Annotated in this window: 17 protein-coding genes; 8 read left to right on the top strand and 9 right to left on the bottom strand. The window is 65.2% G+C overall.

The window, feature by feature from the left end:
* Positions 1 to 11: 11 nt before the first annotated feature.
* Positions 12 to 353 carry an ArsR/SmtB family transcription factor gene (locus EB835_RS07435; protein WP_135808841.1) on the bottom strand — a complete coding sequence of 114 codons (342 nt, stop codon included), beginning with the start codon at positions 351 to 353 and terminating at the stop codon, positions 12 to 14.
* Positions 354 to 455: 102 nt separating this feature from the next.
* Between EB835_RS07435 and EB835_RS07440 the strand changes: the two genes are divergently transcribed.
* From EB835_RS07440 to EB835_RS20595, 4 genes are read left to right on the top strand one after another with little or no spacing between them, the layout of a single operon-like run.
* Positions 456 to 1100 (top strand): TetR/AcrR family transcriptional regulator, encoded by a 645-nt coding sequence (locus tag EB835_RS07440; RefSeq protein WP_135808842.1) that lies wholly within the window; start codon positions 456 to 458, stop codon positions 1098 to 1100.
* Positions 1097 to 2035, top strand: coding sequence for an ABC transporter ATP-binding protein (locus EB835_RS07445; RefSeq protein ID WP_135808843.1), 939 nt, complete (start codon positions 1097 to 1099; stop codon positions 2033 to 2035). The genes EB835_RS07440 and EB835_RS07445 overlap by 4 nt, the downstream gene beginning before the upstream one ends.
* Positions 2032 to 3513: an ABC transporter permease gene (locus EB835_RS07450; protein ID WP_240688619.1), complete on the top strand. Its 1482-nt coding sequence runs from the start codon at positions 2032 to 2034 to the stop codon at positions 3511 to 3513. Before EB835_RS07445 ends, EB835_RS07450 begins: the two co-directional genes overlap by 4 nt.
* A 27-nt stretch (positions 3514 to 3540) precedes the next feature.
* The gene (locus EB835_RS20595; RefSeq protein ID WP_240688620.1) at positions 3541 to 3768 is read left to right on the top strand and encodes a hypothetical protein; all 228 of its coding nucleotides are present in this window, start codon (positions 3541 to 3543) and stop codon (positions 3766 to 3768) included.
* A 148-nt stretch (positions 3769 to 3916) separates the two neighbouring features.
* Here the strand turns inward: EB835_RS20595 and EB835_RS07460 are convergent, their stop codons facing one another.
* Positions 3917 to 4582 carry an ATP-binding protein gene (locus EB835_RS07460; RefSeq protein WP_168216657.1) on the bottom strand — a complete coding sequence of 222 codons (666 nt, stop codon included), beginning with the start codon at positions 4580 to 4582 and terminating at the stop codon, positions 3917 to 3919.
* Between the two features lie 300 nt (positions 4583 to 4882).
* Here EB835_RS07460 and EB835_RS07465 point away from each other — a divergent pair, with 300 nt between their 5' ends.
* On the top strand, positions 4883 to 6076 hold the full coding sequence (locus EB835_RS07465; protein WP_135808845.1) for an acyl-CoA dehydrogenase family protein: 1194 nt from the start codon (positions 4883 to 4885) through the stop codon (positions 6074 to 6076).
* A 38-nt stretch (positions 6077 to 6114) separates the two neighbouring features.
* A complete protein-coding gene (locus EB835_RS07470) occupies positions 6115 to 7260 on the top strand; it encodes an acyl-CoA dehydrogenase family protein (RefSeq protein ID WP_135808846.1) in 1146 nt (381 codons plus the stop codon).
* Between the two features lie 359 nt (positions 7261 to 7619).
* Here EB835_RS07470 and EB835_RS07475 read toward each other — a convergent pair whose 3' ends face one another.
* The 4 genes from EB835_RS07475 to pyrE form a co-directional block, all read right to left on the bottom strand.
* On the bottom strand, positions 7620 to 8249 hold the full coding sequence (locus EB835_RS07475; RefSeq protein ID WP_135808847.1) for an RNA methyltransferase: 630 nt from the start codon (positions 8247 to 8249) through the stop codon (positions 7620 to 7622).
* Positions 8246 to 9961, bottom strand: coding sequence for an ABC transporter permease (locus EB835_RS07480; protein ID WP_135808848.1), 1716 nt, complete (start codon positions 9959 to 9961; stop codon positions 8246 to 8248). The genes EB835_RS07475 and EB835_RS07480 overlap by 4 nt, the downstream gene beginning before the upstream one ends.
* Positions 9961 to 10830 (bottom strand): ABC transporter ATP-binding protein, encoded by an 870-nt coding sequence (locus tag EB835_RS07485; RefSeq protein WP_135808849.1) that lies wholly within the window; start codon positions 10828 to 10830, stop codon positions 9961 to 9963. The genes EB835_RS07480 and EB835_RS07485 overlap by 1 nt, the downstream gene beginning before the upstream one ends.
* 170 nt (positions 10831 to 11000) lie before the next feature.
* A complete protein-coding gene (pyrE, locus tag EB835_RS07490; protein ID WP_135808850.1) occupies positions 11001 to 11567 on the bottom strand; it encodes an orotate phosphoribosyltransferase in 567 nt (188 codons plus the stop codon).
* Positions 11568 to 11839: 272 nt separating this feature from the next.
* Here pyrE and EB835_RS07495 point away from each other — a divergent pair, with 272 nt between their 5' ends.
* A complete protein-coding gene (locus tag EB835_RS07495; RefSeq protein WP_135808851.1) occupies positions 11840 to 12112 on the top strand; it encodes a GlsB/YeaQ/YmgE family stress response membrane protein in 273 nt (90 codons plus the stop codon).
* A 287-nt stretch (positions 12113 to 12399) separates the two neighbouring features.
* On the opposite strand, the gene EB835_RS07500 is transcribed toward EB835_RS07495, so the two are convergent.
* The 3 genes from EB835_RS07500 to EB835_RS07510 are packed head-to-tail and all read right to left on the bottom strand — an operon-like array spanning position 12400 to position 13797.
* Positions 12400 to 12771 (bottom strand): hypothetical protein, encoded by a 372-nt coding sequence (locus EB835_RS07500; protein WP_135808852.1) that lies wholly within the window; start codon positions 12769 to 12771, stop codon positions 12400 to 12402.
* Positions 12764 to 13237: an alkaline shock response membrane anchor protein AmaP gene (locus EB835_RS07505; protein ID WP_240688621.1), complete on the bottom strand. Its 474-nt coding sequence runs from the start codon at positions 13235 to 13237 to the stop codon at positions 12764 to 12766. The genes EB835_RS07500 and EB835_RS07505 overlap by 8 nt, the downstream gene beginning before the upstream one ends.
* Positions 13234 to 13797 (bottom strand): RNA polymerase sigma factor, encoded by a 564-nt coding sequence (locus EB835_RS07510; protein ID WP_135808854.1) that lies wholly within the window; start codon positions 13795 to 13797, stop codon positions 13234 to 13236. The genes EB835_RS07505 and EB835_RS07510 overlap by 4 nt, the downstream gene beginning before the upstream one ends.
* 116 nt (positions 13798 to 13913) lie before the next feature.
* Here EB835_RS07510 and EB835_RS07515 point away from each other — a divergent pair, with 116 nt between their 5' ends.
* Positions 13914 to 14375: an Asp23/Gls24 family envelope stress response protein gene (locus EB835_RS07515; RefSeq protein ID WP_135808855.1), complete on the top strand. Its 462-nt coding sequence runs from the start codon at positions 13914 to 13916 to the stop codon at positions 14373 to 14375.
* Positions 14376 to 14388: the final 13 nt, after the last annotated feature.

Raw genomic sequence — 14388 nt, forward strand, 5'->3', positions numbered from 1 at the left:
GTTGGCTGGCTTCACGACCCGGCCTGGTGATCCCCGGCCAGAAGGTCGTCGATCCTCTGCACCCGGTCGACCCATTGGTCTTCGAGCTCGGCGAGCATGCTCCTGATGGCGCGAAGCGGACCCACCTCTGTGTGGGCGATCTGCGCTCGACCGACTCGGCGCTTCGTCACCAATCCTGCACGTTCGAGGACGGCGACGTGCTTCTGCACTGCGGCGAAGCTCATTTCGTAGTCGGCTGCCAGATCGGACACCGAAAGGCCCTCCCCCGCGACTCTGCGCACGATATCGCGCCGGGTCCGGTCGGCCAATGCCTGGAAGAGCGCATCCGCCTCGTCATCGAGAAGTCCTTTCATACAATCCATCATACAACCGAATGGTTGTATGTAAATAGAGGGAGCGGAATTTTCCGGCTGCGCCATTGACATCCACGATTGCACACGCGTTTAATATTAAACATGCGTTCAACGACTTCCGATTCCAGCCCGCGCCGCTCTCCGAACTCCTCCCCGGAGACGGCGCAGAAGATCCTCTCCGCCGCCGTCGCCGAGTTCGCCGCTCATGGGTTCACGAAGACAACTGTCCGCGGCATCGCCGCTGCGGCCGCGGTCTCCCCCGGGCTGGTCATCCACCATTTCGGTTCCAAGGACGGGCTGCGCAGCGCCTGCGATGATCACGTGTTCGACCTGATAACGAGCGCAAAGGCGCGCAATGCCGAATACGCCACCATGGCAGTGCAGATGATGTTCGACGACCCCGAACTGGCCACGGCAGTTGACTATCTCGTCAAGTCCCTGCTCGAGCCCAGCGACCACGGACAGCGCTACTTCGACCACTATGTCAACCTCGTCGAGTCCTATATCACCGAGGGATTCGCCGGATACACCTTCCGACAGAGCGAGGACTCCCACGGACAGGCGGCGACCATCGCGGTCATGGCTCTGGCACCCTCCCTGCTCGAACATCGTCTGCATTCGGTTCTCGGCACCGAAGACACTGCCGGAACGATGGCCCGACTCGCCCCGCATCTGCTCGATCTCTACCTGCATGGAGCGCTCGAATCCGTCCCCGACAACTCTGACCTAGGAGATGAGGAACCATGAGCACTGTGACCCGCACCCGTCGTACCGACGACAACCGAGCATCCGCCTCGGCGGCGATCTCGATGCACGAGGTCGTGAAGTCCTTTGGACGTGTCCGCGCACTCGACGGCCTCGACCTCGAGGTCGACCGCGGCGAGGTCCACGGCTTCCTCGGCCCCAACGGCGCCGGCAAGTCGACGACGATCCGGATCCTGCTCGGAATCCTGCGGCACAACGCCGGTACGGTGCGCCTCCTCGGCGAGGATCCCTGGTCGAAGGCGGTGCCCCTGCACCGCCGTCTGGCCTATGTACCCGGCGATGTCGAACTGTGGCCGGGGCTGACCGGCGGTGAGGCGATCGACCTGTTCGCCCGGCTGCGCGGAGGGGTCGACAGACGACGTCGCGATGAACTCATCGAACGCTTCGACCTCGATCCGCGGAAGAAGGGCCGGACCTATTCGAAGGGCAACCGGCAGAAGGTCGCGCTCATCTCCGCACTGGCCTCGGACGTCGAACTGCTGCTCCTCGACGAACCGACGGCCGGGCTCGACCCGCTCATGGAGGCGGTGTTCCAGGACTGCATCCGCGAGGCGAAGGACGCCGGCCGCACGGTGCTGCTCTCCAGCCACATCCTCGCCCAGGTCGAGGCACTGGCCGATCGGGTATCGATCATCCGCTCCGGTCGCATCGTCGAGACGGGAACTCTGTCCGAGCTGCGGCACCTGTCGCGGACGACGATCGCCGTCGGTCTCGAACACGATGCGCCCGCCCTGTCCGAGATGACCGGAGTCCACGACCTCGTCCGCGAAGGTTCGCGGCTGCATTTCAGCGCCGATACGGCGCAGCTGCCCCGTATCATGCGGGCACTCGGAGAGCATGATGTCGAATCGCTCACCGCGACCCCGCCGACCCTCGAGCAGCTGTTGCTGCGTCACTACGGCAAGGAGGAGTCATGAATCTGCTGGCCGCGCACACGGACGATGGGGATCGCCCCATCCACGGCGGTGGGCCCACAGCACCTCGGTCGTCGCGCCATCGTGGTGCACATGAACGCGAAGGGGCCGGCCGCCTCGGCGAGGGGAACCTGGCAGGGCTGGGCCATCTACTGCGGTTCATGCTGCGGCGGGACCGGCTGTGGCTGCCGATCTGGGTGCTTGCCCTGTCTGCGCTCACCGCGTATTTCGCGAATGCGATCGCCGTGGTCATGGACTCGGATTCGCTGCAGGCGATGACGGCGTTCGCGAAAAATCCGGTGATGGCGCTGATCACGGGTCCGGGCTACGGGCTCGACCAGGTGACCGTCCCGCGGTTCATCGTCGGCATGTACGGAGTGTTCCTCATGATCGGGGCGGCTCTGATGTCGATCCTCACGGTCTCTCGGCACACTCGCGCCGAGGAGCAGACCGGGCGGGCCGAGCTCGTCCGCGCGAGCGTCACCGGTCGGCATACTCAGCTCATTGCGGCCCTTGTGCTCACGGTGTTCATGAATCTCCTGCTCGCTGCTGGGATGGCGGCGGCGTTCGGATTCTCTCAGGCCGAACCGGATTCGTGGTCGGCGACGGTGCTGTTCGCGGTCGGGATCGGCGCGGTGGGCTGTGTCTTCGCGGCCGTCACCGCGGTCACGGTGCAGCTGAGTGCCTTCGCCAGGGCCGCCTCGTCGATGGCCGGCGCGGTGCTGGCGCTCAGCTTCGTCCTGCGCGGGATCGGCGATATGTCGCACGTTTCCGGAGGTTCGCTCGATTGGCTGTCGTGGTTCTCGCCCTTGGGGTGGGCGCCGCAGACGGCGCCGTTCACCCTCGACCGCTGGTGGCCGCTACTGTATTCGGCCGGTCTGTTCGCAGTCCTCGTCGTCGTGGCCGTGGTGCTGCAGTCCCGTCGCGATCTGGGTGCCGGGATCGTCGCCGAACGGCTGGGCCGGTCGCAGGCAGGACTGCTGCTGTCGACGCCGCCCAGTCTGGCACTGCGCCTGCAGGCATCGAGCCTGATCTGGTGGTCGCTGAGCATGCTGGTGATGGGGGTGGTGTTCGGTTCGTTCACCGGCCCCATGGACGAAGGCGCGGCGGGGATGCCGCCGGAGATTCTGTCGATCATGGGCGGACGGTCTGGCATCGTCGACGGGTACCTCGGCTATATGGCCCTGTACTTCGCGATCATCGTGGCCGCTTATGCGGTCATCGCCGCTGGCGGGCTGCGGTCTGAGGAGTCCGCGTTCCACACTGAGCCGGTGCTCGCCGCCGCGGTTTCCCGTGCTGGCTGGTTGGTGTCGTGGGCTGTGGTGACTCTGTTCGGGGCGGGGTGGCTGCTGGCTATGGCCGGTCTCGGCGAAGGGGTGGGGGCCGCGGTGTCGATGGACGATTGGTCCCTGCTGTGGCCTGCCCTGCTCGGACACCTCGCGCAGGCGCCGTCGATCTGGGCTCTGCTCGGCTTCGCCTAACTGCTCTATGGCCTCGCCCCGCGGCTGATGAGCCTGAGCTGGATCGTCTTCGGCGCCTCGGCGGTCCTCGCCCTCTTCGGCGGGCTGATGCAGCTCGACGATGCCATCCTCGATCTGTCCCTGTTCACCCATATCGGCCAATACCCGGCTCAGGATCTCTCCGCCGAGGCGGTGCTGTGGTTGGTCGGCATTACTGTGGTCCTCGTCGGGCCTGGGATGGTCGGGTTCCGGAGGCGGGACCTTGTGACGGCGTGAGAGCCGGGGCGGGTGCGTCCCGCCTGGTCTCAGGTATGCGTCTCCTCGGACTGAGAATCGGCAAGGAATCCGGAGGATCGGGCCCGGCGGAGGACCCCTGCACGGTTCGTCACCCCGAATTTGCGATACAGCGCCGAGAGTCGATTCTTCACGGTGCCAGTGACTTGGTTGAGTTCGGCTGCGATCTCCGCAACGGAGAGACCGCGAGCCAGGAGATCGATGAGCCGGGCCTCTCCGGCGTTGAGCTGCTGTTGATCATCGCTGCCGCATCGGCTTCGTCGATACCGTCCAGATCGATCCTGACGACACTTCCGGCCAGCCACAGCCCGGCGATGAGGTCGACCGGGGAGCGCACGGATTCTGCGGCGATGACGAGCTTGATCCTGCGCGCGTCCGTCAGTTGGGCCAGCACCGCCAGGGAGTGATCGTCGACGAGATCGGCATTGTCGACGACGACCAGAAAGTCTCCTCCCTCAGCTCGCCGTTCGAACAGATCACCGATCACCGACAGCGCTCGACCGGGCGGAAGGTCTGTGTCGATGCCTTCCCGGGACAGCAGGATTTCGAAGATTCCGAGGTTGCGCACCCGCGCGGTCTCCGATCCGCGCAGGCGGGTGACCGACAGATCGGGGTCGAGACGGGAGAGTGCGGCATTGAGCAGCGCGGTCTTCCCGACTCCCGCCGCGCCGACGATGAGCGCACCCAGATGCTTCTGTCCGGAGATCGCGTCGACGACCGTCGAGAGTTCGGATCCATAACCGAAGAGTCGTCGCGACGGTGCGACTTGGGGGATGCGCGTGGTCCTGCCTGACACGTTGCTCAGCTTTCCGTACCCCTGGGGATCTTCTGCGGCGGGGAATGCGGGGCCCAGCGGCACGGGGTCCGGCCGGAGGGACTCTCAATCGGATTCGACAATGGAATTCCTGAGTTAGTCTTACCACTCGCGATAGGTGTAGTAATACATTCTTGAAACAAAGTTAGCCGATTGTGATATGAACATCCGATCGGACAGGAGGGCCGCCTCGGCGAGGATCTCAGCCTCACCCACTTGTGAGCCGGAACACCGGACCGTACCATTGAAGGAAAGTTACTGAACGATCTATAAGGAGTTCACATGGACACACTACTGAATGCGGAAGAGCGCGATTTCGCGCAGCAGATGCGTCAGTTCTACCGCACGGAGATCCCTGAGGAACTCCGCCTCAAGGTCGCCACCGGCCAGGAGCTGACCAAGGAAGACATGGTCACCTCGCAGCGGATCCTCAACCAGCACGGCTATGCCGTGCCGAACTGGCCGGTCGAATGGGGCGGCCAGGACTGGACCCCCGTGCAGCGTCACATCTGGCTCGAAGAGATGCAGCTGGCCTGCGTTCCGCAGCCGCTGCCGTTCAACGTCTCCATGGTCGGTCCTGTCATCGCCACCTTCGGTTCGCAGGAGATCAAGGAGCGCTTCCTGCCCGCCACTGCGAACATCGACATCTGGTGGTCGCAGGGATTCTCCGAGCCCAACGCCGGTTCGGACCTCGCCTCCCTCAAGACCACCGCGGTGCGCAAGGGCGACAAGTACATCGTCAACGGTCAGAAGACCTGGACGACCCTGGGCCAGTACGGCGACTGGATCTTCAACCTCGTGCGCACCGATCCGGATGTGAAGAAGCAGGCCGGCATCTCCTTCCTGCTCATCGACATGAAGACCCCCGGCGTCACCGTCCGTCCGATCCAGCTCATCGACGGCGGGCATGAGGTCAACGAAGTCTTCTTCGACAATGTCGAGGTGCCCGTTGAGAACCTCGTCGGCGAAGAGAACAAGGGCTGGACATACGCGAAATTCCTCCTCGGCAACGAGCGCACCGGAATCGCCCGCATCGGCGGCTCGAAGGTCAACCTCGCCCGCGCCAAGGCCTATGCCGCGGTGACGAAGACCGCTCGCGGCACACTCCTCGACGATCCTCTGTTCTCCGCTCGTCTGACGAAGATCGAAGCCGAGCTCACCGCGCTCGAGATGACCCAGCTGAGGATCCTCTCGACCCAGGCCGCCGGGTCCGACAAGCCGGATCCGCGCTCCTCGGTGCTCAAACTCAAGGGCTCGCAGCTGCAGGAGGACATCTCCGAACTCCTCGTCGACGTGCTCGGCCCGCAGGGCCTCGACTTCGTCTCCGACCGCGTGCAGGGTCAGGGCCTGTCCGACCTGCCCAACGGCGCCGTCGATGCGCTGCCCGCCTACTTCAACACCCGCAAGGTCACCATCTACGGCGGTTCGTCAGAGGTGCAGCGCGGAATCATCTCGAAGGCACTGCTCGGTCTCTGAGATACCGACGCTCATCCGATCTCCCAAGAAGGACAACCATGGATCTTGAACTCAACGACATTCAGCAAGAACTCTCCAGCACACTGAACAAGTACCTGCGCACCGAGTACGACATCGCCAAGCGCGAAGAGATCCTTCGCAGCGACGAGGGCATCTCCCGCGAGAAGTGGCAGGCATTCGCCGAGATGGGACTGCTCGGACTCGCGATCCCCGAGTCCTACGGCGGCGCGGACATGACCTTCAACGAGGTGGCCGTGGTCGCCGAGGCGTTCGGGCGCTCGCTCGTCCTCGAACCGTTCCTGGCGACCGCAGTCCTCGGCGCCAATGCCGTCCTGCTCGGCGGCAGCGAAGAGCAGAAGCAGGCCATCCTGCCTGGTGTGGCAGAGGGCCAGACCTTCCTCGCTCTCGCAGCGCTCGAGCCCGGACTGCGCTACGCCGTCGACGCCCCGCAGACTCAGGTCTCCGGTGCCGACGGCAGCTTCACCCTCACCGGTGAGAAGAACAACGTGCTCGGCGGAGACGTCGCCGACCACTTCGTCGTGACCGCTTCGCAGAACGGCGAACTGGGACTCTACCTCGTCGCCGCCGATGCCGAAGGTCTGACCCGCGTCGCTCAGCGCCAGGCCGATGGCCTGGGCAGCGCGAACCTCAAGCTCGACGGTGTCGCCGCTCAGCGCCTCGACGCCGCCGATGCCAACGCCGTCCTGTCCGAGGTCCTCGACCTGGGCAACGCTGCGATCATGGCCGAGGCCGTCGGTGCACTCGAAGCCTCGCTGACGATGACCGCCGAGTACCTGAAGACCCGTGAGCAGTTCGGTGCTCCGATCGGTGCGAACCAGGCTCTGCAGCACCGCGCCGCAGACCTCTACGCCGAGCTCGAGTACGCACGCAGCATGGCGCTGTACTCGCGTCTGGCCGTGACCTCCGAGGTCCCCGGAGCCGAGAAGGACCGCCACCGCGACGTCATCGCTGCGAAGATCATCGTCGACCGGGCAGCTCGCAACATCAGCCAGGAATCGATCCAGATGCACGGCGGAATCGGTATGACCATGGAATACCCCATCGGTCACTACGCCAAGCGCCTGACGGTCATGACCCGCACCTTCGACGACGCGGATTCGCTGACCGCGGAGCTCGCCGAACTGGGCGGACTCATCGAGCCCCAGGCGGCCGACCTCAGCTGAGGCAGCGACCGAGTCGCTCCGGTTCCGCCGAGGACCCGAGCGACTCGGTCCGGCAGCACAGAAGCGCCGAGGCGGCACGAAATCATTCGTGCCGCCTCGGCGCTTCTTCGTGTCCGCTTCGCACAGTCAGCATCGTCCGTGTCTACTCCGCCCAACCCCGGCGAAGGTACAGCACCTTCGGCGCCTCACCCACCGGCTGATACGCTGCTGCGCCCGGCGGAGTTGGATTGTGGGGTCGATCCACGGTGATTTCCGCGCTCAGAACACCGTGGATCGACCCAACAATGGCATCAACCGCACCTGCCCGAGGAGGCCACAGCTTCCTCGGCGCGGGCAGCACCTCCGCCCCGACGAAACCGTCAGTTCACGGGCTGGTCGTACACGTGGCGGCGGACCCAGGAATGCATCGTGATCGCGGCAGCGGCTGCGGCGTTCATCGACCGCGTCGATCCGAACTGCGCGATCGAGAGCACGTCCCGACTCGCCTGATGCGCTTCCTCGCTCAGCCCCGGTCCTTCCTGGCCGAACAGGAGCAGGCAGCGCTTGGGCAGGTCGTAGGTTTCCAAAGGCACGGAGTCCGGGAAGTTGTCGATGCCCAGCAGCGGCACGTCGTTCTCGGCGCACCAGCTGAGCAGGTCGTCCACGCTCGGATGGTGGATGACGTGCTGGTATTTGTCCGTGACCATCGCCCCGCGCCGGTTCCAGCGGCGTTTGCCGACGATGTGCACGGCTGCGGCGTTGAACGCGTTGGCGGTGCGCACGACCGAACCGATGTTGAGGTCGTGCTGCCAGTTCTCGACTCCGACATGGAAGTCGTGCCGCGAGGCATCGAGGTCGGCCACGATCGCATCGTGCTTCCAATACCGATACCGATCGACGACATTGCGCCGATCGCCCTCAGCCAGCAGCTCCGGATCGAAGTGCTCTTCCACAGGCCAGGGGCCGGTCCACGGACCGACCCCCACCTGCGGTTCAGCGCTTTCGGTCACTTGTCGTCGCGGGACTCATCCGCCGACTTCGCGTCCTCTTCGTCCGTCGCGTCGGACTTCTCGTCCGACTTCTGGCTCGATCTCTTCGCGCCGGATTCCTTCGCCGAGGCGGCCGTCGACTCCTCATCGACCGCTGTGTCCGAATCATCGGTCGAATCCTCGGCGGTGTCCGAATCATCCGAATCGGCGTCGTCCGAGTCTGTCGCGGTCGAATCGGACTTCGCGGAGCTCTTCGGCGAGGCGACGGCACCGACCTTCTGTGCGCGCTTGCTCATCTTCACGGTCTTGCCGCCGCGTCCGCCTCCGGACAGCACCGAGCGCACGTACGCTCCCGAGGCCAGAGCGTGGAGGATGACGGCGAGGACGAGAGCGATGCCGGCGGCGACGAGGCCTTCCCACCAATCGGTCTGACCGGCGAAGGAGCGGCCGGCGATGCCCAGCGGCGAGGTGAACGGCGTCCACGACAGCACCTTCGCGACGGTGCCCGTGGGGCCGATGAGGACCGGGGCGAAGAAGCCCGCCACGGTGATGACGCCGATGATCGTGAGGAAGGTGGCACGTGCCTTGGACCCGACGACGGTCGACGCCCAGACCAGCAATGCGAAGACCGACCAGGCGGTGAGCAGCAGGGCCAGCGCGAACCAGCCGAGGCCCGGCAGCATGGCGAAGGCCAGAGAGGTCTTGCCCGACAGCGAGAGTCCGAGTTCGGTGATGACGGCCGCCACGACGAGGTGGACGATGACCAGGGTCAGCATGCCGGTGATCCGGCCCGAGGCCGAGGCGCGCGGCGGAATCGTGGCCGCGATGATCTCGGTGATCCGGTTGCGCTTCTCCAGGCGCAGGTTCTGGTACAGCGCGGTGCCCAGAGTGGCGACGACGAGGAGCGAGAGTGCGACCATTCCCCACAGCAGCGGAGTGGCCACGGCACCGTCGACGGCCGGGGTCTCGAGCAGCGTCGCCTCGGTCTTCGGCGCGAGCTTCTCGAGCAGGGCATCGGGCTGTTTGTCCAGCGCAATGATCGTCGGCTGTCCCTGACCGCTCGGGTCCTGGATGAATGCGGCGTCGACCTTGCCCTCACGCACGAGCTTCTCGGCTGCGGGCGCATCCTTCGCATCGGTGATCTCCACACCCAGCTGCTGTTCGTACATCTGAGCCTGCTCGCCGACTCCGACCATCGCCATGGTCGGGGTGCCCGAATCCTTCTGCGCATCGGCAACGATCCCGGAGACGATCGCGGCCAGTACGCCGAGGATGATCACAGCGGCGGTGACCAGGAAGTACGGGCCGCGCATGGCCGTGGTGCTCTCGCGATTCGACACGAGCCACGCGGCCTGGCGGCTGCCGACGTCGACGAATTCCGAGACCAGCCCGGTCTCCGGCAGTTCGTCAGGGTCGGGGGTGTCCTCGGCCAGTTCGAAGGGAACATCGTCGAGGCCGTCGGTGGCGTCGGACTCGTCCGCTTCCTTCGCGTCGGAGGCCTTCGCAGCTGGATCCTTCGCCTCGGTGCCCTGCTTCGCCGAGGCGGCCGACCCCTTGGTCGCACCGGTCGCGGTCGCCTCGTCGTCCGACTCGGCCTCGTCAGTGGTGGCCTCGTCTTCGATCACATCGTCGTCAACCGGAATACCGAGGTCGTCGATGCCTTCACCGGCAGTGCCCTTCGATACGCGCGGTTCCTGGGACTCGTCATTCGCACCATTGTCTTTGCGCGCCATTACAGAGCCTCCTTGTACTGCTCGGCCAGTGTCGGGCGGACACTTTCGAAGTTCTTCACACTCTTCAGCTCGGCCACGGCAGCGGCGGCTGTCTTCGCATCATCGGCACGGAAACTCACCGTGGAGCCCTCGCGCACGTCGCTGATTCCCGTCCGGGTCCTCAGCGCGGATGCGGCCGCCTCGGTGTCGGTCGTCTCGATCCGGTAGTGCGGGGCACCGAGCAGCTTCTCGACGCTGCCCGAGGCGGTCACCCTGCCCTGGCTCAGGATGATGACGTCGTCTGCGAAGGTCTGTGCGGCCTCCCAGTCGTCGGTGGCCAGGATGACGGGCGCTCCTGAGGATGCGTGGGCCCGCAGCAGGGCCGTGACCAGTCGCAGCGAGGCCGCGTCGAGGCCGGCGAAGGCATCGTCGATGACGACGACGTCCGGGTCGGCGGCCAGAGTCGCTGCGATGTCGACGCGGGCGACCTCGGCGCCGGAGAGGTTCTTCAGCGGAGCGTACCCGCGGTCGGCGAGTTCGAGGTGACCCAGCAGGGTCAGCGCATTGCGTTCTGCCGCACCCAGGGTGATCCCGTGCAGGCGGGCGAGGTAGACGATCTGGTCGAGCACGCGCATGTTCGGGTATCCGCCGCGTTCGGCGGGCAGATAGCCGAAGTTCTGCCGGTCGCCGAAGTCGAGTTCGAAGTCCTCGAGTTCGACGGTGCCCTCATCAGCGGCGATGAGGCCCATGATGATGCGCACCAGTTCGGTGCGGCCGGCCGAGCGGGTTCCCACGATTGCGGTGATCCGGCCCGCCTCGGCGGTGAAACTCGCCTCGTCCAGATATGTCCGCTTCCCTTTGCGCAGGGAAACCTCTTTCAGTGTGAGCACGCGTCATCCTTTACATCAAACAGTTCTTGGGGAGTGTCTCATCTATCGTGTTGAAATAAGAGACTTGTTTCAAACCACGCCCTCGATTTCGACAGAATTGCCAGTCGAGTCCCAGGTCGTGATCGGTGAGCCGATCCACATCGTGCAGGCCCACCTCGCCGAGGCGGGCCTCAGTCCAGTCCGAGATCCTTCGTCGACAGCGCGGTCAGGTACGGGATCCCCGTGGCTTCGACCCGTTCCTTGGCGCCGGTGTCCCGGTCCATGACCACGGCCACTGCGACCACCTCGGCGCCGGCTTCCTTGAGCGCGTCGACGGCGGTGAGCACAGAACCGCCCGTCGTCGAGGTGTCCTCGACGGCGACGACTCGCTTGCCGGCGACATCGGGGCCTTCGACGCGACGGGACATTCCGTGCTTCTTCGCCTCCTTGCGGACGACGAAGGAATCCAGCGGTGTGCCGCGCACAACCGAGCGGTGCATGACAGCTGTGCCGACCGGATCGGCCCCCATGGTCAGGCCGCCGACGGCGTCGATCTTGTCGAGCAGATCATGAACCTCGAGGAGGTCGAGGACGACGTCGCCGACGAGCGGGGCCGAGCGGTGGTCGAGGGTGACCCGACGCAGATCGAGATAGTAGTCGGCCTCCTTGCCGGAGGAGAGAGTGACTCTGCCGCGCACCACAGCGAGTTCGTCGATGAGGTCGAGCAGTTGTCGGCGAGTGTCAGAGCTGTCGGTCATGGTCTCCAGTCTAATGCGCGGGACGCGAGCCGCCGTTCAGCGCCGTCTCAGCGAGGGTGACCTGATCTGGAACGCGGTCGGAGTCGGTGCGGTCGGACCATGTGTGGCGGACCGCACAGATTGAGAGCGTGAGGATTCCGCCGTGGCCGCGTCCGTATAGATGTCATAAAGAATCAACGCAGGTTGGCACTTTCGGCCACAATGCGTTGTAGAGTGTCTACAACACCGTGCAACCCAGCCGGTCAAGTGCCTTCAGGAAGGACGTGAGCAACATGGGTTTCATCGCATATCTGATCCTCGGTCTCATCGCCGGAGCCATCGCCAAGGCGATTCTGCCCGGCAAACAGGGCGGCGGCATCTTCGCCACCCTCATCCTCGGCGTCATCGGCGCCATGCTCGGCGGCTGGCTCGGCGGCATGATCTTCGGTGCTGAGATGAATTCGTTCTTCTCACTGTCGTCCTGGCTGTGCGCCATCGGCGGCTCGCTGATCGTGCTCATCGTCTGGGGCTTCATCACCGGACGGTCGAAGAGCAAGACCGCCTGAGCCGGACTCCCCTGAGAGCTGCTTCGCGGCGGTCACCGTCACCGCCGCGAACGGCAGAGAAAAGGGCGAGCAGCTCCTGGTTGAAACCGGGCTGCTCGCCCTTTTCTGTGCCGTTGCTCGCCCTTTTCTGTGACGAAAGCACGCGCGCCCGCACCAGTCACAGCTGAAGCGGGTGTGTGGCACGCCCTTCTCTGAAATGCCCAGTTTCCTCAGTGCGCAATTCTGAGCAAGGTGTACCGAAAGTGGAATCCACTGTCTTCGGGTGGCCGCCGCGGGGCGGACCGGCCTCAGGAACTGCGGCTGACGATGCGGACGTCGATGTCGATGCCCCCGACGGGACCGTCGACCGCGGCCCGCAGGTCGACGGCGATGACGGCGAAGAGCTCATCGACGACCTCGGTCACGGCTCGACTGTCATCGAGGTGAGCATCGACCCGGATGCTGAAGTCCTCGTCCGTCCGCCATACCTCGACGCGCAGCGGTTCGGAACCGGACCTGCGCATCACTCGTGCAGCCGCACTGGCGATCATGTCGCGCAGCCCCGGCGCCAGACCGGTGACACCCTCGACTCCGGTGACTGAATCGGTCAGGCGGGCCGAGACCTCCGCCTCGTCGAATCCGCGTGGGGCCTCGTTCTCAGCCATCGGTTTCTCAGCCATCGGCGGCCTCCTCAGCAGCGAAGACGTCCTCGACGGTGATGTCGATCCGCATCGCGGGGATCCCCAGCTCCGCGGTCAGGGCATCGGCGACGCTGCCGCGGACCTCCTCGGCGGCGGGAACGAAAACCGTCCCCGCTCTCATCGCCACGGTCAGGGTGATGTCGACGGCGCTGCCCTCGGGATCTCCGGTCGGGGTGGCGGTGACGCTGCGGGCGCGGATTCCGGGCACGGCGTCGACGGCTCTGCGGACGATGCCGCGCACCTCGGCCGTCGAGATCCGAAAGGGGTTTCCGTGTTCGGTCGTCAGCTTCGTGGCCGGGGCCAGGGCGGCGTCCTCGCGCACGATCTGGAAGATGCGCTCGCGCAGAGCGACGGACTCTTCCGGGTCGGGCTCGAAGGCCCCCATGTATTCGTCGATGATGCCGCGCAGGTGGGCGTCCGTGGCGTCGACGGACTCGTCGCTCATACCCATCCTTCCATGCCCTCAGCGATGGCAGTCCGGGCGCGATGGATGCGTCCGCGCACACTGCCTTCGCTGATTCCCAAGGTCTCGGCGACCTCGGAGTAGCTGAGACCTTCCATCTGATGGAGCACCCACGTTACACGCTGCTCCGATGACAGAGTCTTAAGAATCTCGGAGAAGTGCTCGAGCGCCGTGCGGGCCTCGACGGAGCGTTCGACCGAGACGGCGCCATCGACGTGATGACCCAGCTCCTCGGGATCCGAAGCGTCGGAGGGCCTGGACGTGCGACGGCGCAGCACATCGGTGCAGCGATTCGAGGCCATCCGGTAGATCCACGTGCCGAACGCCGCGGGTTCGGTGAGGGCGTCCAGCGACTTCCACGCCTTGACGAGTGTGTCCTGAACGACGTCCTCGGCATCCTGTCGATCCCCGAGCGTACGCCAGGCGAAACGCAGCAGCTTCCGCTCGTATTCGTCGACGAGGGCTTCGAAGGAGGCGATATCTCCCTCGCGAGCACGCACGACCAGGGTGACGACGTCGAAACGATCATCTCCCCTGCTCATACCCTCATCGTAGGCCACTCAGAAAAATTTCTGCGAAGTCCGCGTGAGGATTTCACGACACCCGCGTCTGTACATATGTCAGCAACTGCGAAAGCAACGACGAAAGGGAAGAAGCAATGCCAGAAGCAAAGCAGTCACCGTCGAATCAGAACCCGACCGAAGACTCCGTGCGCAGCCCGCTCGTCACCGAGATGGGCACCACCACCATCGCCGAGAACGTCGTCGCCAAGCTCACCGGAATCGCCGCACGTGAAGTTCCCGGCGTCTTCGGCATGGGCAATGCCGCACGCCGCGCCTTCGACACGCTCACCGACCGCATTCCGGGATCGCAGACGAACGTCTCCGGCGGAGTGTCCGTGGAGAAGGGCGAGAAGCAGACCGCCATCGACCTCACCATCGTCGTCGAATACGGCACCTCCATCGTCGAGGTCGCCGAGGCGATCCGCCGCAACGTCATCCGCGCCGTCGAACAGGGCACCGGGCTCCAGGTCGTCGAGGTCAACATCGACGTCACCGACGTCCACCTGCCCGAGGACGACGAAGAGGCCCCGGACAAGGACTCGCCGGAACTCAACTGACCCTTATCCGCAG

The organism is Brevibacterium sp. S22, assembly GCF_004745485.1.
Lineage (GTDB): Bacteria > Actinomycetota > Actinomycetes > Actinomycetales > Brevibacteriaceae > Brevibacterium.